This is a genomic window from Alkalicoccus halolimnae, assembly GCF_008014775.2.
Taxonomy (GTDB): Bacteria; Bacillota; Bacilli; order Bacillales; family Salisediminibacteriaceae; genus Alkalicoccus; species Alkalicoccus halolimnae.
The window spans coordinates 2,415,997-2,435,336 of record NZ_CP144914.1 but is presented as its reverse complement, the minus strand read 5'-3'; the positions used below and the strand labels follow the sequence as shown (position 1 = coordinate 2,435,336).

Annotated in this window: 18 protein-coding genes and 2 riboswitches; of the genes, 14 read left to right on the top strand and 4 right to left on the bottom strand. The window is 40.6% G+C overall.

Going from position 1 to position 19,340, the window contains the following annotated elements:
* Positions 1–5: 5 nt before the first annotated feature.
* Positions 6–278 carry a YjcQ family protein gene (locus FTX54_RS11175; RefSeq protein ID WP_147804737.1) on the top strand — a complete coding sequence of 91 codons (273 nt, stop codon included), beginning with the start codon at positions 6–8 and terminating at the stop codon, positions 276–278.
* A gap of 453 nt (positions 279–731) precedes the next feature.
* Here FTX54_RS11175 and FTX54_RS11170 read toward each other — a convergent pair whose 3' ends face one another.
* Complete coding sequence (locus tag FTX54_RS11170; RefSeq protein ID WP_147804736.1) at positions 732–1,160, bottom strand: hypothetical protein; 429 nt, start codon at positions 1,158–1,160, stop codon at positions 732–734.
* A 279-nt stretch (positions 1,161–1,439) separates the two neighbouring features.
* On the opposite strand from FTX54_RS11170, the gene FTX54_RS11165 reads away from it, so the two are divergent.
* Complete coding sequence (locus FTX54_RS11165; RefSeq protein WP_147804735.1) at positions 1,440–1,895, top strand: hypothetical protein; 456 nt, start codon at positions 1,440–1,442, stop codon at positions 1,893–1,895.
* 153 nt (positions 1,896–2,048) lie between these two features.
* On the opposite strand, the gene FTX54_RS11160 is transcribed toward FTX54_RS11165, so the two are convergent.
* Both FTX54_RS11160 and FTX54_RS11155 read right to left on the bottom strand, forming a co-directional pair.
* A complete protein-coding gene (locus FTX54_RS11160; protein ID WP_147804734.1) occupies positions 2,049–2,384 on the bottom strand; it encodes a hypothetical protein in 336 nt (111 codons plus the stop codon).
* A 1,191-nt stretch (positions 2,385–3,575) separates the two neighbouring features.
* Positions 3,576–4,946 (bottom strand): S-layer homology domain-containing protein, encoded by a 1,371-nt coding sequence (locus FTX54_RS11155; RefSeq protein WP_187254635.1) that lies wholly within the window; start codon positions 4,944–4,946, stop codon positions 3,576–3,578.
* A gap of 69 nt (positions 4,947–5,015) precedes the next feature.
* A riboswitch (cyclic di-GMP riboswitch) is annotated at positions 5,016–5,104 on the bottom strand.
* A gap of 405 nt (positions 5,105–5,509) precedes the next feature.
* Between FTX54_RS11155 and FTX54_RS11150 the strand changes: the two genes are divergently transcribed.
* The 12 genes from FTX54_RS11150 (at position 5,510) to FTX54_RS11095 (ending at position 18,786) form a co-directional block, all read left to right on the top strand.
* On the top strand, positions 5,510–5,962 hold the full coding sequence (locus FTX54_RS11150) for a universal stress protein (RefSeq protein ID WP_147804732.1): 453 nt from the start codon (positions 5,510–5,512) through the stop codon (positions 5,960–5,962).
* Between the two features lie 502 nt (positions 5,963–6,464).
* Positions 6,465–6,569, top strand: a riboswitch (TPP riboswitch).
* A 178-nt stretch (positions 6,570–6,747) separates the two neighbouring features.
* Positions 6,748–7,029, top strand: a complete 282-nt coding sequence (locus FTX54_RS11145) for a hypothetical protein (RefSeq protein WP_147804731.1) — start codon at positions 6,748–6,750, stop codon at positions 7,027–7,029.
* The gene (gene tenA, locus FTX54_RS11140; protein WP_147804730.1) at positions 7,026–7,703 is read left to right on the top strand and encodes a thiaminase II; all 678 of its coding nucleotides are present in this window, start codon (positions 7,026–7,028) and stop codon (positions 7,701–7,703) included. The genes FTX54_RS11145 and tenA overlap by 4 nt, the downstream gene beginning before the upstream one ends.
* A 930-nt stretch (positions 7,704–8,633) precedes the next feature.
* The gene (locus FTX54_RS11135) at positions 8,634–9,473 is read left to right on the top strand and encodes a DUF4097 family beta strand repeat-containing protein (RefSeq protein WP_147804729.1); all 840 of its coding nucleotides are present in this window, start codon (positions 8,634–8,636) and stop codon (positions 9,471–9,473) included.
* Between the two features lie 271 nt (positions 9,474–9,744).
* On the top strand, positions 9,745–10,443 hold the full coding sequence (locus FTX54_RS11130; protein ID WP_147804728.1) for a GntR family transcriptional regulator: 699 nt from the start codon (positions 9,745–9,747) through the stop codon (positions 10,441–10,443).
* A gap of 4 nt (positions 10,444–10,447) precedes the next feature.
* Positions 10,448–11,455 carry a zinc-dependent alcohol dehydrogenase gene (locus FTX54_RS11125; RefSeq protein WP_147804727.1) on the top strand — a complete coding sequence of 336 codons (1,008 nt, stop codon included), beginning with the start codon at positions 10,448–10,450 and terminating at the stop codon, positions 11,453–11,455.
* 15 nt (positions 11,456–11,470) lie between these two features.
* Entirely contained in the window at positions 11,471–12,223 is a 753-nt protein-coding gene (locus FTX54_RS11120; protein ID WP_147804726.1) for an SDR family oxidoreductase, read from the top strand.
* 508 nt (positions 12,224–12,731) lie between these two features.
* Complete coding sequence (locus tag FTX54_RS11115) at positions 12,732–13,268, top strand: DUF1697 domain-containing protein (RefSeq protein WP_147804725.1); 537 nt, start codon at positions 12,732–12,734, stop codon at positions 13,266–13,268.
* A gap of 824 nt (positions 13,269–14,092) precedes the next feature.
* Positions 14,093–15,061, top strand: coding sequence for an NAD(P)-dependent alcohol dehydrogenase (locus FTX54_RS11110; protein WP_147804724.1), 969 nt, complete (start codon positions 14,093–14,095; stop codon positions 15,059–15,061).
* Positions 15,062–15,259: 198 nt separating this feature from the next.
* Entirely contained in the window at positions 15,260–16,057 is a 798-nt protein-coding gene (locus FTX54_RS11105) for a phosphotransferase (RefSeq protein WP_147804723.1), read from the top strand.
* 73 nt (positions 16,058–16,130) lie between these two features.
* Positions 16,131–16,580, top strand: a complete 450-nt coding sequence (locus FTX54_RS11100) for a hypothetical protein (protein ID WP_147804722.1) — start codon at positions 16,131–16,133, stop codon at positions 16,578–16,580.
* 1,138 nt (positions 16,581–17,718) lie between these two features.
* Positions 17,719–18,786 carry an alpha/beta hydrolase gene (locus FTX54_RS11095; RefSeq protein ID WP_147804721.1) on the top strand — a complete coding sequence of 356 codons (1,068 nt, stop codon included), beginning with the start codon at positions 17,719–17,721 and terminating at the stop codon, positions 18,784–18,786.
* A gap of 152 nt (positions 18,787–18,938) precedes the next feature.
* On the opposite strand, the gene FTX54_RS11090 is transcribed toward FTX54_RS11095, so the two are convergent.
* Positions 18,939–19,196 (bottom strand): hypothetical protein, encoded by a 258-nt coding sequence (locus FTX54_RS11090; RefSeq protein ID WP_147804720.1) that lies wholly within the window; start codon positions 19,194–19,196, stop codon positions 18,939–18,941.
* Positions 19,197–19,340 lie beyond the last annotated feature (144 nt).

The window sequence follows — 19,340 nt, the reverse complement described above, 5'->3', positions numbered from 1 at the left end:
TTTTTATGTATGAAGCTGACAGAAAAAAAATGAAATATGTATTCTTGAATAAGGTTGATCATGGGAATACTCCCAGTCCTCAAGAACTTGACTTGACGTATAATGAGCATTTCTATTTTATGAAAACATTGAAAGTCGATGGTTATATTCAGGGTGTTTATGCTGTTATATCCGAATTTGTTGGAATTTGTCGTCTCACAGAAAAAGGGGTACGCTATCTTGAATTAAATTCCAATTTAAGGAAAAGTTTTAAGGCAGCAAAAGTCATAAGGGAGTGAGTTCGCTTATCAAAGGTCGGGCTGCTCTTATAATGATTCTGAAAAGCAGAGAACTTCATTTTGTTTCATAGTAGATTCCTTGGCCAGACTTTCCTTCAGCTCTCTCTGTATTAATTCATTACTCGCGGTTTATTCGAAGCTATGTGAGGCAGCTACATTAAAAACAATTGAAGATTAAAACTTGAACTGCATCTTGAATGAATCCAATAAATCAAAAAAACAACCGCCTCTTTATAGAGCGCGGTTGTTTTTTTGATTTATGAGCTGGCTCTTTATTACCCAATTATATAGTAAGTTTAACTCCAGAATTGATAAAAACTGAGGAAGTTTCCAACTCAAAAACAGCAATAATCAATGCGGTGTTGTTCATTGTCCAGTCAAACAGCACCCCGGCACAGATAGTATTAATTCTATGAATACCTGTGACCAATACCGTGAACTCAGTTTTAAAACTTAATTAATAATCTTGTTCGTGAGATATGACATATGTAAAAAGATAAGCGATGCCCCAATGCCCATCAATAAGAGCGTTAAGCTGTGATCCCAGACAACGCCGTATGGATTAAATAATGCGAGGAAAAACCATATGTTCATTGCGATCCCTCCTAATGTGTAGATTAAAACATATACAGGATACTTACTGTTTAACCCCTTTTTGTTTATTATCTTATCTACAATGATGGAAAAAGGTACGCCTCCCAGTAAAAAGATAACGAGAGAATAGGCAGCATACATTAAAAATAACTCTGTAAATGATGAATATACCGTACTTTCCATCTGCTGGGCGGGAGGTATATAGTTAAAAGCTGCTACTGGAACAGCGAAAACGATTGTGGATAGAAATGCTGTAAATATTCTTTGAAAAAATTTCGATTTAGTCATTTATAAACATTCAGCTCCATTCTCCACTAGAGGTCAACTTATTTAATTGTTCCGCACCTGTTTAGTAATTATTACTGGGATTTCAATGAAAATTTGTATTTTATCTTCCACTATTTTATACTTTGAGCTTAACATACAACAATTACCAGATGAAGCAGCGGGATATTTAACCCGGCATTATACTTGAGGCTATTATTAAGAAGTAACCATCCAGTGTGAAAAATCAGCCTGTAATACAGGTAATTAAATAACAATTGGTTTATTTTCGGAGGGATTTAAATGAAATCAGAGAAAGGAAATAAGAAGATAGAGTATCTTAAATTTTTGTATGTTATTGGTACGCTTCTTCTCATTATGTTTTTTGATGGCAGGATGTATAACATTGCCAGCCCTGAATTTTTTGTTCCAGTGATTATAGTTTCTTTAATTATTGGGTTAACAGGTGTCTATTTATTCGAGGGAGATATGAGGGTTTATAAAAATGGAGGTTTTATAAGTTTTGTAATGACGATTGGGATGGCTTTTATACCAGTATTAGGCGTCTACATAGAAGGAAACAGCCTGAATTATGGATTTCCGGCACAATATCTTGTCCATAATCCACAAAGCGGTTTTACTGCTTTTAATTTGATCGATTTTTTATTTAATTTTTTCGTCTTCTATTTTGCAGTACGACTCGTTAGCAAAACAGTACTGAAATTCTCCAAAAAAGAAGCAGCGTTCGAACGCTCTTAAGAAATAGAGGATGCTCTTTTAAACAGGGGCATGGCAACAAAATAACCTGGTGCGCTTCTGATGATCTACATAGTCAACATTCAGCAGATTCATTTACTGACCATAGGGGAGCGGGGGGGAACCATTAATCTATCAGCATGCAATTGAAAGAGTTTACTGGTTAACGATTATCCAAAATGCTATGGCAAATAGTAAATTAGCGCCTCCCATAATGAGAAAAGCAATTCGTTGGTATTTAAATCCTTCCACGTGACCTTCTACAGCCTGCTTAAAACAAAAAAAGCTTAATACAAATATCCATGCAGCAAACGGGTCTATGATCATTTCAGGGTTTGTATTATAAATCACGGGAATAGCAATGAAGGTTAGTAAAATCAAAATATCGAGAATATTGAATATTGGTTTTCGATCTTTGAATTTCTTTCTGCCCGTGACTTTCCGGATCATACTTTCAAGTTCATTATTGCCTCCCTGAGAGGGTAAAACCATATCTATTCCTCCTATACCGTATTGCAATCGATCGCAGGGATCGTGATTAAATGTCAGAGAAAACCTCTTATTATTTAAAAGAAGGTGCCTATGGATTAGGTTTCCTCCTATTAATCGCACCGGCTTACTCCACAGACCATATTGTATATACGCTCCTATTGCTCACCTGCAGCATTGTGCTTATCACATTAGTCATGATTTCCCTATTTAAACATAATAAAACAACTGATGCTGTTCTTGAGAACAATATTTATAAACAGACCGGCTATTTTTTATTTATTTTACCGGGAGCGTTTCTTCTTGGTACTTTTAAACAAGGGGAAGCTTTTAGTCACAGAGCTATTTATACTCTCATAAGTTTGGTCGGACTCACGATCCTGCAGTTTTTCATCACCAGGTATTTATATACCACTCATGAAGAGAGCAATAAGGGGAAGAATACAAATCATGTTCTTTTATTTTACCTTTGTATACTGCTTATTGGAGGAGGATTATACTTCCTAACTTATTAATATATAAACTTGGAAAATCGACATTTGTTTTCACAGTTTTGAACGAACGATAGATGAATTCAGTGAAATATTAAGATAGTGCGTAAAAAAAGAAATAAAGGACTATCCTGGGTTATTAGATATTTCAACTGCAGGGCATCTTTCAGCAAGAGAAGATGTCTTGGATGGCATGATAGAAGTCCTGTAAGAGTCGGGTATGAACGTATCCATTCTAACTCTATATTTAAGGATTCATATTGTTTTTTGATCAGCATGGCCCGGCCTTCTTTTTATGGGTGAAAACGTAAAACGTTGGCAGCTTCTTGTCTGGCGTTTTAAAAAGCTTTCGCGTGAGAGCGTGTTACATGGGGAACAGAAGTCGTAGAACTTTGAAGATTTTCATTTCCTTCTTTGTTATTTCTATCGTATAGCTCCAATAGGTCTTTAAAAGTCGTTTAAAATGGTTTCAGTTTTTTTTAGCCCAGCATGAATCACTTCAACGCTTAAGAAAACCTCCCGTGAATTTCTTGAAGAGAGTATAGTATTATAAAACCGCATATTCCTGACTCTATTCCTTCGACGCAAACTTTATATATCAAAAAAACTGTAGACAAGCACCTATTCAAGGAGCTTGTCTACAGTCCGGGGCGAAAACATGTTCATAAATGTAACTCGTTTCGCCTTTCTTTGCTAGTTTTTCTTATTCGTCGTCATCGTCATCATCGTCATCATCGTCGTCGTCGTCGTCATCATCGTCATCGACATCATCATCATCATCATCATCATCGTCATCGCTCTCATCTTCATTTCCCAACTCTATTTCAATCTTCGTTCCATCAGAAAATTTGATTTCAATTTCTAGTTCTTCAAGTGCTTCTTCTTCTATTTCCAGGGCTTGCAATAGTCTTTCAACAATCACATCAGCAGATAATCCAGGTGTTAATGCTAATTGTTCCAGCAGCTTCTCTACTTGTTCAATCGCTGCTTCACCTTTAATTTCTTTTTCCTGACCATCTGATTCAGTTTCAATTTCTGCTTCCAGTTTACCTTTTTTATTCTTATATTCTATCTCCATCTCTTTATCTTCCTGCTCTAATTCTATCTCTAGTTCTACAATGTTCGTGTTTGTATTTACCATGTTTTTATCGACGAGGTATGCTTCTACGATTGTACCCTTGTTAACAACTGCAGTCACTATATCCCCTGTCCGAAGCTGATCTGCCTGGATAAATCTCGAATGGTATTGAATCAATGTATCAGACGATATCGAGTACGTTACTACTTCTCCGTTAAAAGTTTGTATGGATATCGTTCCATTTGCAGGCTCATCGTCAGAGAACGAAACATCTGTTATTTCTCCTTGGACGGTTACAGCACCTTCTTGTTCTAATAAACCATCATTTGTCCGGTCTAATAAAGCAGTCATTTCACCTCGTGTCACATTATCATTTGCACGGAATGTATTATCTTGATAACCAGTGATGAGGTCGTTTTCAATCGCAACATTCACATATCCGACTGATCCTGCTGGGATTAAGTTAGAATCTTTGAAATCAGGAATTTCAGTCATTTGTTCTAGAGCTTCTGACTCTAAATCAAGAGCTTTGATTAGTAAATTTACGATCCACATTCTTGAAGCGGGTTCATGCGCTTGAATTTCCTCTTCTGTTGCATCAAATAGACCATTCTCCAAAGCGACAATCACATGGCCTCTTCCCCAGGAAGGAATTTGCTGATCATCTTTGAAATGAAGCTTTGTATCCTGAGATTTCTCAAGTGCTTCTTCCTCCATGTCCATTAAACGAACAGCCATAATGATGGCTTCGATGCGTTTGACAGGCGCATTAGGTCTGAATGTTCCATCCCTGTACCCTTTAACGACATCTTTTGACTGCATTTTTCCTATATACCCTTGAGCCCACTTTGCTTCTTCAGCATCCTCAAAATTAAACTCAATTTCCATTCGGTCATCAGCAGCATGGCCAGCCTCATTTGCAAACACTGAAACACTGAAACTAGTAACCAGCAAAAATACAAGCAGCATACTAAAAGCGAGTTTTCCCTTACCCATCTTTCCACTCTCCTTTAAACAGATTTTGAAATCAAAAAAACACAACAATGTACTGGTCATGCCTGACTATCTTCTAAGTTACAGGCATAGATCCCGAAAGATCTTTAGTCCCTATAGCTTTGCGTCCTTACTTTTAAATAAGTGTGCATTCACTATAAAAGGTCTATAAGACTATTGTACCATTCACTAAAGTGAACAAGAAGGGATATTTTACCTTTTGTGTAAATGTATTATATTTTATTTCATAAGTCTTTTTATCTAAAATGTATTAAAATGTGAAAAAGAGTACTATAAAAGGGGACCGATTGAAAATAATCATTCATCACTTAGATGTTCTATTTCAACTTCAGTTGGATTTGGAATGCTGCCTCGCAATTAAAAAAAGCTCTGTTAAAGTCCAGGGCTCTTTCCCATATAAAGAGGATCGGTCCTGCTCTTTAATAATTTACAGTCCAAGGAAAAATCTATATGGTTTCAATATGAAAAACATGAGATAATCAATAGTATAAGGTATCTTATGCTGCTATTTGGAACTTAATCTCACTTACGAGGAGGAGATTGGTATGACAGTTCGTTATAACACCATCCTTGTTGCGGTAGACGGATCGGACGAAGCCAAACGTGCGTTTAGAAAAGCTGTCCTATTATCAAAAGACCACGATGCAAAGCTGCTGCTCGTTCACATCGTCGATACCCGTTCGGCCGCTGCCGTGGGTCACTATAACCAGACTATTTTTTCTGAAGCTGAGCAGAATGCGATGGGCATGATGAATGAGTATAAAGAGCTTGCTGAAAAGGAAGGGGTCAGCGATGTCACGGTGGTGCTCGACTACGGGTCTCCAAAAGTGAAAATTGCAAGAGATGTGGCCCAAAAGCATAACGTGGATTTAATTGTAACCGGAGCTACCGGTTTAAACGCCGTAGAACGCTTTCTCATTGGCAGTGTCTCGCAGCACATTACCCGGAACGCTGCCTGTGATGTGTTGATCGTACGTACGGAGACGGAAGTTAAATAGAAACATACGAAAAAGGGGCTTTCTGCTTTGGAAGGCCCCTTTTTTATACCTATATTCGGGAGGAGTAGCAACTTTACCATACCCTGATTTTTATTACTCCATCCAAAAATTTTTGAACCAACATTGAAATTATTAAAACCTTAACCTGGTTGCCACCCGATCTCCACTGTGATAAAACTAAACTATATAAATTGAACTTAATATTTATATAGATAGAAGGAATGACGACGAAAGTGGTCTTCCCTATCGAAAGAAGGGTGTTATCTTTTTGAACGGCAGAACGTTTTTGCCGGTAGAACGGAAAAGAAGGACAGGCCGATGCAGAGCCCATGGGGCGGCTCCGGGGCGAAATGAGGTCGAGTCGAAGATCCATCCCGCCCGACCATAGGAAGGAAGGGATTAGCTGAGGCCGGCCCGCCCGGAAAGCGTCCCCATGGAAACGAAATCGGCTGTTTACAGAAACAGAACCTAATTATTAAGTTCAACATATATAACAACTGAGTTACCACTCTGGGGGAGCTGTGTTACAGCTGAGAGAGACTTTTGTCTTGACCCTTATTCACCTGATCTAGTTCATACTAGCGTAGGGAAGAAGTGGCTGGAACGATTAAGTTTCTCTTACAAACTTAATTTTTCATAGCCTTTACCACTTCTTTCTTTTGCGGAAGAAGTTTTTTTGTGCAGACAGAAATTATTCCCAAGGAAGATACGCTGTTGTCAAAGGAAAAACTCCAGCAGACAGTCTCCATATTCAGGGACAAGAGGACCTCATCACCGGCTCGGTCATGATTAAAGATCCGCAGACCTACCATGATGCAAACACAAACTGGCGGCAGATGATTCATGGCGGAGGCGGTCTGTCCCGGGGGCTGTATCGCCGACGATTCCAGATGGCGCTTGGCCGAAGCAGGCATTACGCGTTATTCGGTCCGGGGGAGCTGGCGGAAGCCCGTGCTGTCAATGAATCCATTCCCGCACAGGAACTTCTGGATTTTTTGAAGATGATGGCTTCTTTTATTTATAACTGGAGCCATATAAAAAATAATTGGGAGGAGCTTGTTTTATGACGAAGTTCAGCGAAAGACTCTATGAGAAATTGCAGCCTGTCTGGAGAAAAAACCACAGCCATCCTTTCGTCGTGGAAATGGGAGAGGGTACGCTCGATAAAGAGAAGTTCCGCTTTTTTATGGTTCAGGATTATTTGTACTTGATTGAATATGCGAAACTGTTTGCAATAGGCGCGACGAAGGCACAGGACGTAAGAACAATGGGCCGGTTTGCGGCTCTGCTTGATGTGACCATGAACGAAGAAATGGAGCTGCACCGGCAGTATGCGAAAAAATTTGATATTACGGAGAAAGAACTGGAAGAAGCTTCTCCTTCTCCGGTTACGCTCGCTTATACTCATTACATGCTGCATGCCGGGCAGAACGGTTCTTTAAGCGATCTGGTCGCCGCTCTCCTTCCGTGTGCCTGGAGTTACTGGGAAATAGGCCGAGAGCTTGCGGCGATACCAGGAGCCGCAGACCATCCGCTCTATGGAGAATGGATCCGTATGTACAGCTCGGAGGAATTTGCGCAGACAGCCCGGTGGTGTATCGATCTGCTGGATGAATTAACGGCGGATACGTCTGAAGCGGAACTGCAGAAGCTGGAAGAAATTTTTCTGAATACGACAAGGTTTGAATACATGTTTTGGGATATGGCCTACAACGAAACGATGTGGCCGATCGATGAGTAAGACACTGCTGGAAATCAACAATCTCCTCCTCCGTTAGGAAAAGGAGGCATTATTTGAAGGTGTGGTTTTCGCTTTAAACGCGCAGGATTGGGAATTAGTAAACCTGCCTCTATATCTGGTCGTTCTTAGTTTTAAGATACATCGATAAAAGAAACGTATGACCTAAAATTATTCGATCTTGAACGGTTAGTAAATACGTAAAAGACGTTCAGGCCAATTTCCAGGTTAGACAACGCCAAGATAATAGGGGGCATGCAAAAGCGCCTTCCACGAAATACGTGCCATTGCTCGATAATAAAACATACATTCCTCTTTAAAGACAGACTTTTCTGAAATTTATAAACTTATATGGTAAAGTTTGCTGTATAGTTAAGATTATGGAGAGCGTGCATCACCTTCTATTCCTTTTCATGTGCTTCTTCGCTCTTGTGTTTACGCCTCCATATCGGAGATCAAGCCGCTGGTCTATATCATGAGCACGTCGAACATCAAAGCGTCTAGGTTCTCGGGCCTGTTCGGTGAAACGCTCTAAGAGGCACCCACCCCCGAATGAACCGATAATTACTTTGACAAAATGGAAGGTATAGAAGACGCCCGTTAGAAACAATGCAGCGGATTATAAAACCGTTTTTAAACAGCTTGATACCAATTACGCCCCCTTCATCAGAAAGCCAATAAACGTTTTCGTCTCGTAGCCTTAGGTGTACATAAAATAGATATTTGGCAGCAAAGAGACTTGTTACCAACCCGCCGGACAATCCGCTCCCTGTGATTGCCCGCCCGTTCTGTATAGATTCGATGGTCATGCTTTCTTTCAAAAAGATTTGTTTTCCATTGCTCTTGTTGCATGTATTCAACAAACTTCGGAAATACCCTGTCTCCCTGCGCCCAACGATACGATGGTTTCAATGAAGAAAGGAGAATCGAGCTATGAACATATCTGTGAGGATTTTGCTTATCGTAATATCCTTCCTCCTCATTGGTGCCGCGGGTGTCTTGTATGCCATCGATAATTATGAACCGGCGCAGCAGGAGGTGCTGGAGGAAAGAACGTTGAATGAGGAAATAGGGGAGATGGAAATCACAGTTGAAAATTCCCGAGTGGAATTTCTGCCGAGCACTGATGACACTTCCCGTATCGTACTGGCTGGCAGCAGCGATGATTTCACATTGAGAACAGAAGTTTCAGAAACGCGTTTGGAGATTGAAGTGGAGGACCGGTCCCAATTTTTCATATTCGACTTTAACCGATCTTCCTTGCTGCAAGTCTATGTTCCAGAAGATGGCCTTGATTCCCTTTCAGCAGTAAGCGATAACGGGGCCATTCAGGTGGAAGGTATCCTTACCGAGGAACTGACGCTTGAAGCAGATAATGGCCGTATCGAATTGGAATCGGTCGAAAGTGAAAGCGTCGATGCCGAAACAAACAACGGAAGAATTGAATTGACTGACATAGAAGCTGACATGAGTGTCCGCACTTCAAACGGCCGCATCATTTTTACGGATGTATCAGGTGAATTGCAGGTGAGGGCGGATAATGGACGTATTGATTTGACTGTCGGCACGCTCAATTTTCCTGTTGATCTTGAAACGAATAACGGACGAATCGAAATCCAAACCGAAAGTGAGCCCGCCAACGCACGCATTGAGGCTCGCGTTGATAATGGAAGAATAGATGTGTACGGCCGTAATAACGAAGAGACCATTTTCGGCGACGGTGACGTGCAGATCCAGCTCGTTTCGAGTAACGGCCGCATTGTTGTGGAGTAACAGGGGCCCTTCCTGGAGAAAGAATATATGGCTCGTAATATTGAAATTTGCTCACAATAAGGCGATGCGTTCCTTACTGAAATGAACCAAACGCCCCGTACGGTCATTGACCGGCTGTGTTTAATTTTGTAATTCTTTCATGCGTTTCATATATTAATGAAGGAATTTAATTAAAATTTAATTAGAGCGTTTACATTTATAAAATTCAGCTGTATACTTCTAAAAATACATTGTATACAACGTATACTACATACTTGGGGGTGAAATTAAAATGAAGTTTCCGGTAGATAGAATGAATACATCTTCTAAAGGAGAGGAAATAGCCGCTCTTTTACGATATGAGATAATTTCAGGTCAAATAAAACCTGGTGATACAATTTCTGAAAACTCCGTAGCCAGCCTTTATAATGCGAGCCGTTCTCCTTCAAGAGAAGCTTTAAAGATATTGAAAAGTGAAGGACTTTTAGAATTAAAAAGACTTGGCGCTGAAATTGTGGGGATGTCGCTAGAAGATATCGAAGAGTTAAACGATATACGATTTTTAGTCGAAGGTTTTGCTATGAAAGAATGTGCTAAAAAACAAACGGCCTCTCTTGTTGCATCTTTAAATTTCATCGTTGAAAAAATGAGGATTGCTATAGAAGAAAAAGATTTCGTAGAACTTGCTTTTCAAGATATTGCATTCCATGAAGCTATCATTAAAGCAAGTGAACATAAGCGTATTTTGCATTTATGGAACAGTATTGACAAGGTGATTATCACAGCCTTGTTAATTGCAACAGAGAAAAGGTTAGCTACCGAAGAAAATTTTGAAGAGTTTCTTATACAGAAACATCTGAATATTATTCATTCGATTAAAAAAGGAATCCCAGATGAAATTGAAAGTGATTTGCAGGAACACTTCCTTGATACGAGAGCCTCAGTAAACAGAAGCGTATTTACCAACAATAAAGTAATCAAGGAGGAGTGATGATATGAAATCTGGAGTGTATCAAGGTGAAGGACATGTAGTAGTAGATGAGAGTCCGGTGCCTTTGAAAAATGACAATGAGGCACTGATAAAAGTATCTTTTGCCGGTATTTGTGGAACGGATATGATGATATATTCCGGCCTTCACCCGAGAGCCACTGCTCCCTTGATAATGGGACATGAATTTTCAGGAATAGTTGAAGAAATTGGTACCTTTTCTTTAAAGCCCGGCGATCAGGTAGCGATAAATCCATTGAACAGCTGCGGTCATTGTTACGCATGTCAAATTGGACAACGACATATATGTGCCAATCTTAAGTATTTAGGCATTGATATTAACGGAGGTTTTGCGGAATACGTATCAGTTCCATATCAAAACCTCCATAAATTACCGGAGAATGTTACGACTCAGGAAGGTGCACTGACCGAACCTTTAGCTGTAGCTGTGCACACGATTAGAAAGTCAACGCTGAAATTTGGAGATACGGCAGCTATTTTGGGAGCCGGGCCTATAGGGATATTGATAGGTATTCTCGCGAAAAAGGCTGGAGCTTCAAAAGTTATCATTTCTGATGTAAACCCTTACAGATTAAATGTTGCTGCCTCGTACGGTTTAGCAGCGATTGACGCGAATGAAAAAAGTATTTCGGATGTAACGAAGCAAGTGACAAATGGGGTTGGAGCAGATGTTGTTTTTGAAGCTGCAGGAAACCAAATGACAGCAAATCAAATGATAGATGCTATTAAACCACAAGGAGAAATTTTATTAGTAAGCGTGTATAAAAAGTCTCCTACGATTGATCTAGCGAAAATGCATTTTAGAGAGATCAGTTTAAAAACGACGCGTTGTTTTACTACGGAAGAATTTCAAATAGCGATTGATCTGATGAAAAGAAAAGAAGTAGATCTCACGGGCCTCATTTCACATAACTTGCCAATAGAAGAATTCCCCAAAGGCTTTCAATTAATGCAGCACTCTACAGAAGCGTTGAAAATATTATATCAATTATAAATCGGAGGTTATTACATGAGCGAAAAAGTATTAAACCATCAAATTGCAGTAGTTACTGGTGCGACACGGGGTATTGGAAAATCCATTGCCTTAGCATTGGCAGAAGCAGGAGCTGATCTTGCACTTGTGCAGCGTTCCGATAATCAGGAAACAAAGGAACAAGTAGAAAAGCTGGGTGTAAAGTGCGAAATCATTCTTTGCGATCTTAATGAATCAGAAGAAGTAAAAAAAGTAATCCCACAAGTGGTGGAAAAAATGGGGACTGTGGATATTTTAGTTAACAATGCCGGGCTGCAGAAGCGTCATCCGGCAGTTGAATTCCCAGAAGCAGATTGGGACGAAGTGTTAAATGTGCAGTTGAAAGCAGTTTGGCTTCTTTGTCAGGGGGCCGGAAAAGTGATGACAGAAAAGAAAAAAGGAAAAATCATCAATATTGCTTCCCTTTTATCTTTTCAAGGTGGTTTGTATGTTCCGGCTTATGCTTCAGCAAAAGGGGCTGTGGGGCAATTAACAAAAGCTTTGGCAAACGAATGGTCTTCACTCGGAGTAAATGTAAATGCCATCGTACCTGGCTATGTTGCTACAGACATGAACACAGCTTTGATTGAAGATCCGGTACGCAGCCGACAGATTTTAGAAAGAATTCCTGCAGGAAGATGGGGAGATCCTGATGACTTTAAAGGACCAGTGATGTTCCTCGCTTCGGAAGCTTCCAACTATGTACATGGTCATCTGCTGCCAGTAGACGGCGGCTGGCTGGGACGATAGTTACTTTGAGCAGCAAAAATTAAAGGTTACAGAGAGGCGGTTCTGCTATTTAGTCACATGCTTTTCATAAATAATAGTTTTTATTCAGTAAAACCAGCGGCCGGCCAGAGATGCGTGCGGAAAAAGAAAGCGGGAAAGTCTTCCTGGACGCAAGGGAGCCCGCATACTTTCTCCGCGGCAGGTGCCCTTCCCTTAAACCAACATTTAACTATAAGAGAGAGACTCATGCAGGGTCGCTGAACAATAATGGATGAAGAAGGGCTTCTATAGGAATGGCACTTCCCGTCTATACGAGTGGAATGAAAGATAATCAGAAGAGATCTTCTTTATTTAAAGACAGATTCTGCTCGGTATTTTTACCGTTAGCTTTAGTGGACATAGGTCGACTCCGTGGCGAAGAAGCCCGAAAAGCCCGGAAAGCGTCCCCATGGAAATGGTAGCGTAAGTTCACCGCTTATCTACTTTATTTTCAAGGTAGCACAAATAAAAATTCGAAAGGAGGATCATTATGGTTTATATAGCTCTTCTTCGAGGGATAAACGTAGGCGGAAAAAATAAAATCGATATGAAATTACTTAGACAAACGTTTGAAAAGGCTGAGATGAATGATGTAGTGACTTACCTCAATACTGGTAATATTATTTTTTCAAACTTACATCTTTCCAAAGAAAAATTATCATCTATTTTAGAAGAAGCGGTATATAATGATTTCGGGTTACAAATTAAAGTGCTGGTCCGCAGTGTCGACGATGTACGGCGGATTATTCACGCTATCCCGCTTACATGGAAAAATGATAAAGACATGAAAAGTGATGTTATGTTTTTATGGGATGAAATTGATGAGGAGTCTGTTGTGGAGAAGCTGGTCATCAAGCAAAATATTGACACGGTGAAATATGTTCCGGGAGCCATTCTGTGGTCCGTTGATAAGAAAAATGTAACCAAGAGCGGCATATCAAAAATAGTTGGTTCGAAGTTATACAAACAAGTTACAGTAAGAAATGTCAACACCGCCCGTAAGATATACGAACTCATGCAAGCTTGATATCGGAATATTACGGAAAAACTGAGTCATTCAGAAATCTTCTCCACAGCAGGCAATTGCGAAGTTTTCTGCATTTTTCAACTATAAGTTTTAACCAACATTACAATAAAATTCTTTATCTATCTTCCATGTAAGTCGTTTATTAAAATCATAGGTAAAAATTGGTATACTTACTGTAAATCCGTGCTATAATTCTTTATATAGATATTAATGCAAAAGTTTTGTTCTTTATAACGGGGGAGTTGAGTTTTTAAAGAATGAATTACCTTAATCATCCGGATAAAACAGGCTATTATAAGATTGATGGAATAAGTATCTCCCTTTGTGTATAACTTTCATCCTCAAACAAGTTGGGATTGATCTTTTTATTCTGATTATAATTACATTAATAAGATAAACACCTCATGGTTGGACACCTCTCCCTCTCTACTCCAAATGTAGATCTGAAAATCAAAAGATCTCTTCTCTTCTTTCCACTCCTTTTGTTCAGGTTTCCCTAATGTTCATCGATAACATATTAAGACGGCGCATTTTATTCAAAAGGACTTTATGTTGAATTTTTCAGATGTACTCACTGAACATTCTCAAAAATGATCAGCTGAAGGCAGGTCCTTGGGTAATCTCCGCCTGTAACGAAAAAGCTTCTCGACAGGTTGTGTGATTCAATTTGTACTACGAAATTTTTTCGGTTTATTAATCTATAGAATGGTTTAAAAATCAGCCTGCAGGATCACTGGCACGACGATGCTGCTGCATTCTCTACCAACCTCGAAAAAAATAGCGAAGTGAGTCTTGGAAAAAGAAACAATAGAGGAGAGATTACGATGAAAGCCAGTGTTTATAAAGAATATGGACCGCCGGAGGTTTTGAAGCTTACAGAGGTAGAAAAACCAATTCCTGAATCAGACGAAGTACTGGTAAAAGTGTATGCGGCTACGGCAACTTCCGGGGACTGCAAAGTTCGAAGGGCTGAGCCGTTTGCGGTCAGATTTTTCTTTGGGCTGAAAAGACCTAAAATCGGAATATTGGGTTCTGAATTTTCCGGTAAGATAGAAGCAACAGGAAAAGATATCAAATTATTTAAAAAAGGAGATCATGTCCTTTGCGGAACTGGAATAGGTTTAGGTGCTAATGCCGAATATGTATGTCTTAAAGAAAGAGGCGCAATTGTCATAAAACCGGCTAATATGACATTTGAAGAAGCCGCTTCGGTTCCTTTCGGGGGTGCGACTTCCTTATTTTTTCTTAGAGATAAGGGAAAGATCCAGAAAGGACAAACAGTGCTTATTTACGGTGCTTCTGGTGCATTGGGCACTTATGCGGTGCAGCTGGCTAAATACTTTAATACAGAAGTTACCGCTCTATGCAGTACAAAGAATATAGAGCTTGTGAAGTCATTAGGTGCTGATAACGTTATTGATTATACCAGAGAAGATTTCACTGAAAACTGGGAAACGTACGATATAATTTTTGATACTGTAGGCAAGACTTCATTTTCAAAGTGTAAAAATTCCCTTAAGAAAAATGGGATTTATCTAACTGCAGTAGCCAGTCTGCCGCAATTTGCACTGATGATGGCAACATCAGTAATAGGCGGGAAGAAATTAATAGGTGGATTAGCGCCGATGGGCAAAGAAGATTTACTGTTTCTAAAAGAGTTAATTGAGACGGGAAAAATCAGGTCAATTATAGATAGACGGTATCCTCTGGATCAAGCAGCTGCGGCTCACAGCTACGTGGAAACAGGGCATAAACGTGGAAGCGTAGTAATAACATTGCTACCTCCTGCTTGATTTTTTGTGCGATTTCTTAATTGAAAAAGATTGAAAAGAATACCAGCAGCCTTCTCCGAATGAGAGAAGGAAACTTTGGAACGTTATAGAAGTTCTCTACATTAAGAGCTGTACAACTGCAGCTCTTTTTTCGTTCATAAAATGGTAAATGATGTTAAAATAAAATTGGAAATTCGATATATCATGAGGAGGGTTTGAATGGAAAGGGACGGAGACAAGGAAGAAATGCTTGCGGGAGGGAATGTTTCAAACGTTCATCGTTCGGGGGATACGGTCCGCCGGGAGTTAAAGCCGGAAAGTCCCTTTATTCATGAATTATTAAAGCATTTAGAAACGAGGGGAATCCATTTCACGCCGAAGTTTTTAGGTATCGATGAACAAAATAGAGAGGTATTGTCATTTATTGAAGGAGAAGCTGGGAATTACCCTTTAAAAGAATACATGTGGTCGAATGAAGTTTTAAAAGAAATAGCGGAAAAACAACGCTCTTACCACGAGGCTGTAAAAGATTTTCCGATTCCAAACGAATGGAAGCCGATGGACAAAACCCCGGATAACTTAGAGGTTATATGCCACAATGATTTTGCGGTGTACAATATCATTTTCAATCAAGGAAAGCCTGCTGGTATTATCGATTTTGACGTTGCTGCTCCCGGACCAAGACTTTGGGATATCGCTTATACCCTTTATACGTGTGTGCCTTTAAGCAGACTTTATTATTCTGAAACGGGGAAAGCCGTTTATTATAATTCGGAATACGATGCCGAACGGATTAAAAAAAGAGTGCAGTTATTTTTTGCATCCTACGGTATAGAAGGATTAGAAGAAAATTATCTGGAAATGGTAGTGCTGCGTCTGGAAGGGCTTTGTACGTACATGAAACGAAAAGCAGCTGAGGGTGACGAAGCTTTTCAAAAAATGATAAAGGAAGGGCACCTGGACCATTACATAAACGATATTGCTTTCATTCGTAAGCATGGAAGAGAGTGGGTGTAAGGGAATCCTGCCCGATGCATCTTGTTGGCAGTTAAAACGTCACTTACAATGATGGATAGAGGGGGCGGTACGTATGACCATGGTAACAAAGACCGCTGCGTTGATCCTCGCAGCAGGTGTAGCATTATTCACTGCGTTTGTAGGAGCGCTTCTATTGACTTTTTTTCAGCTGCATCCAGCGTGGATGGCGATGCTCCTGACGTCGGCAGTGCTGTTTACTGCGGTGGCAGGTGTACTGTTATTTGTGCAGCTTTCGGCTGTGGGGAGAAAACGGCTTTACGGAGCAGCTCTGCTGCTTATACTGCTGGCCGGAGGAGGAACAGTTGGCTGGGAATGGTACATGGATGATATGGAAATGACAGAAGGACGGGGCATCGACTTGTATACATATGAACCATTTGACGATAAGGAAGCAATCGCCCGGCTCGATGGGGAGGCTTCCTTCCAAATAGAAGAACTGCTTCGACTGGACGGTGCCACAGTGCTGTATCCGGTCTATGCCGCTTTTGTTGAAGCAGTCTAGCCAGAAGGAAACGACGATCCTCACGGGGCACCTGATTCTGGGAAGGAACGGTCCGCAATGGAACCTATCCGGTAAAAGATCATTTTTATGCTGTGAACAGAAAATCCGACCACGGCTAAGCTGGAGAAGCGTTTATTAGGCATAAACTACTGAATCCTATCTGAGCGTTAATATAAGAATAATTAACTAATATTCCCTCTTGATGTTTAATACGGGGATGAAGGTGGAAATATTATGAATAATTAAAAGGAATAAAGGTCGGATGCGATACGAGCCAAAAAGTTTGAAATTAGTTATAAAGATTAGTTTCTATGTAGGAATTAAGATGATCATTCCTCTTTTAAAGTTCTATTAAAGCTCGGCGTTGTTTTCGAGTCCCTGTGCCTCTGCAGGCGTCTCTGGTTTCTACCTTTGTACCTTCTTGATTCAATCAGCAGGCTTTCTGTATTGGAAAATCATAACGAAGCGGAAACCGGCGGACGACTGATGATAAAAAAGGAGATTGGAAGGTCCTGCAAGGTGCTGTCCTCCCCGGAAATCTCCTCCAAGGCAGAGCTGAAGCGGAGTTTTCTACATGTATCGAAAACTAATTTGGTTCTTATGCGAACTTGGAGCTGTATACGACAATAAATCTAAATTTAACCACGAACAGTTACTTATTAGTTCCTGTCCTGCCGCCTTTATAAAGGAAGGGACAGAATGTGGGCAAGAACCCGTGGCTGCTTTCACTTTTTTATCGTAAAAGCCACAAACTTCAACACAGACACTCATGTAAAAAGTCTTGTATCATGAGTGAGGCATGAAAATGGTCTTCTAAAGGAATGGAATTCCCCTCTCTACAGGTCGGATGAAGGATAATTAGAAGGGGTCTTCTTTATTAGAAGGCCGATCCTGCTCCGTATTTTTACCGGGCGCTGGAGTGGACATCGGGCGACACCGGCCCTAACGGAAAGCGTCCCCATGGAAACGAAAGCGCACGTTCAGCGATTTTCGGCTTCATTTTCAAGGTAGCTTAAAAATACACTTGATTATATAAAAACAGAAACTTTTATTCTAAGCAGCCGGGCGAGAAAAGCGATGTTAGTAATTTTGCAGCCTGCGTTAGGCCCAGATGTTTTGTTGAGGAGGATTATACGTCATGACCTATACTCATGAGGAGCTCACAGCCAGATTAAAAAAACAAGTTACGCACTCTACAATAGGAAAGCTAAACATCATTAATAAGGAAATTCCTTTTCAGGAAGGAAGCCGCGGCTTAGATCCAAGAGTGAAAAGATTTTTGACAAATGAAGTCCACCCGAATGGAAGACGTCCGCTCGAAGTTGATGACCTTGAAATTACCCGAAACAGAGTGGAGGTAAATAATAAAGATTTAAGCAGTGGCATCCGCTCAGAAACAACAAACATATTTTTACAGGACCGCGCAATTTCCATGAAAATTTATAACCGGACGAAAGAAAAAAAGCCGGTGATTATTTATTTTCACGGTGGAGGTTTCTTCGAGCGGGATGTGGACGTGATGGAAAATGTGTGCAAGTTTTTAGCGCAGAAAACTGAGGCAGTCGTCGTGGCTGTGGAATATCGTCTTGCGCCGGAACATCCCTATCAGGACGGGCTGAATGATTGTTTCGAAGCCGTGCGGTACGTTTACGAAAATGCACGAAAGTTTAATGTAGAAGCAGATAAAATGGGTATGGTGGGAGACAGTGTCGGAGGAAACTTTGCACTTGGCGTACATCATTTAAGTACAGATAAGCCTTGGACGATCGGCTATATCGGCATGTTTTGTCCTCTGGTGGATTTGTCTGATGTGTCAAGGAATATGTGGAACATTAAACACTACGACACGGACCAGGATTCTGAATTAATACGGCAGGAGCTCGTAACCATGAAAGAGTCTCTCAGTTTTATTCAGACATTATACCTTACTAATCTGAAAGATGTGTACCTTCCGCTTGTTTCCCCTTTACTGCGCAAAGATAAAACTACCCTGCCTCCTATTACGCTGGTGACGGCAGAATTTGATTTTCTACGGATTCAAGGAGAAGAGTTTTCCACCCAGCTGGCAGAGGCGGGAGTTCCGGTACGACACTTTAAGTATAAAGGAATGGATCATGCTTTTGTCAGAAAGCTCGGCTACTATCCTCAAGCCGCTGACGCGATTATCGAAGTTTCCAACCATTTTACCCAGGTGCTGCGAAGGTGAATGATCCTTTAACCTCCAGCTGTGGCATCGAATTTGTCTGGTGTAAAACAGGAAAGCAGAAGCCGGGCAGGTAAAAGCAGGCAGCTCTCCACAACTTAGGAGAGCTGCCTGTCAATTTTCACAGGGAGAAGAAGACTAACTGTTTATATTTTTTAATTGCCCACCAGGGGGTACATAATAAATTCTTCTGTTGTATCATTAACCAATCGGACTTCCCACGCATGAAAGTCAAGGGCAGTAAGCTGCATGGCACGCTCAAATACTATCCGGTCTGCTTCCGTTACGACTTCTTCATCCATCGTGTATTGAACGATCGCAATGTTGTTGTCCGTTATCGAAGAGTGTATGATTTCGATTCCTTCTACAATCGGGGAAGAGTAGAACGCGTCGTCCCGATCTATTTCGTGCATCGTCTCAACTGTTTCAGAGAAAGATAAAGGTTCTCCCTGCTCATCCTCTCCCTGCTCTTCTAAATCTCCGCCAGGCAGAAACAGGTTCTCCTCCAGATCTTCGTTGTAGATTGTATAATAACCTCGTGTCAGACCCCTTAGAAG

Coding starts and splice junctions, on each gene's coding strand:
- FTX54_RS11175 (WP_147804737.1), top strand. CDS start 6: ATGTATGAAGCTGACAGAAAAAAAATGAAATATGTATTCTTGAATAAG.
- FTX54_RS11120 (WP_147804726.1), top strand. CDS start 11,471: ATGAGCGAAAAAGTATTAAACCATCAAATTGCAGTAGTTACTGGTGCG.
- FTX54_RS11170 (WP_147804736.1), bottom strand. CDS start 1,160: ATGACTAAATCGAAATTTTTTCAAAGAATATTTACAGCATTTCTATCC.
- FTX54_RS11100 (WP_147804722.1), top strand. CDS start 16,131: ATGACCATGGTAACAAAGACCGCTGCGTTGATCCTCGCAGCAGGTGTA.
- FTX54_RS11110 (WP_147804724.1), top strand. CDS start 14,093: ATGAAAGCCAGTGTTTATAAAGAATATGGACCGCCGGAGGTTTTGAAG.
- FTX54_RS11160 (WP_147804734.1), bottom strand. CDS start 2,384: ATGGTTTTACCCTCTCAGGGAGGCAATAATGAACTTGAAAGTATGATC.
- FTX54_RS11145 (WP_147804731.1), top strand. CDS start 6,748: ATGATTAAAGATCCGCAGACCTACCATGATGCAAACACAAACTGGCGG.
- FTX54_RS11130 (WP_147804728.1), top strand. CDS start 9,745: ATGAAGTTTCCGGTAGATAGAATGAATACATCTTCTAAAGGAGAGGAA.
- FTX54_RS11165 (WP_147804735.1), top strand. CDS start 1,440: ATGAAATCAGAGAAAGGAAATAAGAAGATAGAGTATCTTAAATTTTTG.
- FTX54_RS11090 (WP_147804720.1), bottom strand. CDS start 19,196: ATGCACGAAATAGATCGGGACGACGCGTTCTACTCTTCCCCGATTGTA.
- FTX54_RS11155 (WP_187254635.1), bottom strand. CDS start 4,946: ATGGGTAAGGGAAAACTCGCTTTTAGTATGCTGCTTGTATTTTTGCTG.
- FTX54_RS11115 (WP_147804725.1), top strand. CDS start 12,732: ATGGTTTATATAGCTCTTCTTCGAGGGATAAACGTAGGCGGAAAAAAT.
- tenA (WP_147804730.1), top strand. CDS start 7,026: ATGACGAAGTTCAGCGAAAGACTCTATGAGAAATTGCAGCCTGTCTGG.
- FTX54_RS11105 (WP_147804723.1), top strand. CDS start 15,260: ATGGAAAGGGACGGAGACAAGGAAGAAATGCTTGCGGGAGGGAATGTT.
- FTX54_RS11125 (WP_147804727.1), top strand. CDS start 10,448: ATGAAATCTGGAGTGTATCAAGGTGAAGGACATGTAGTAGTAGATGAG.
- FTX54_RS11095 (WP_147804721.1), top strand. CDS start 17,719: ATGACCTATACTCATGAGGAGCTCACAGCCAGATTAAAAAAACAAGTT.
- FTX54_RS11150 (WP_147804732.1), top strand. CDS start 5,510: ATGACAGTTCGTTATAACACCATCCTTGTTGCGGTAGACGGATCGGAC.
- FTX54_RS11135 (WP_147804729.1), top strand. CDS start 8,634: ATGAACATATCTGTGAGGATTTTGCTTATCGTAATATCCTTCCTCCTC.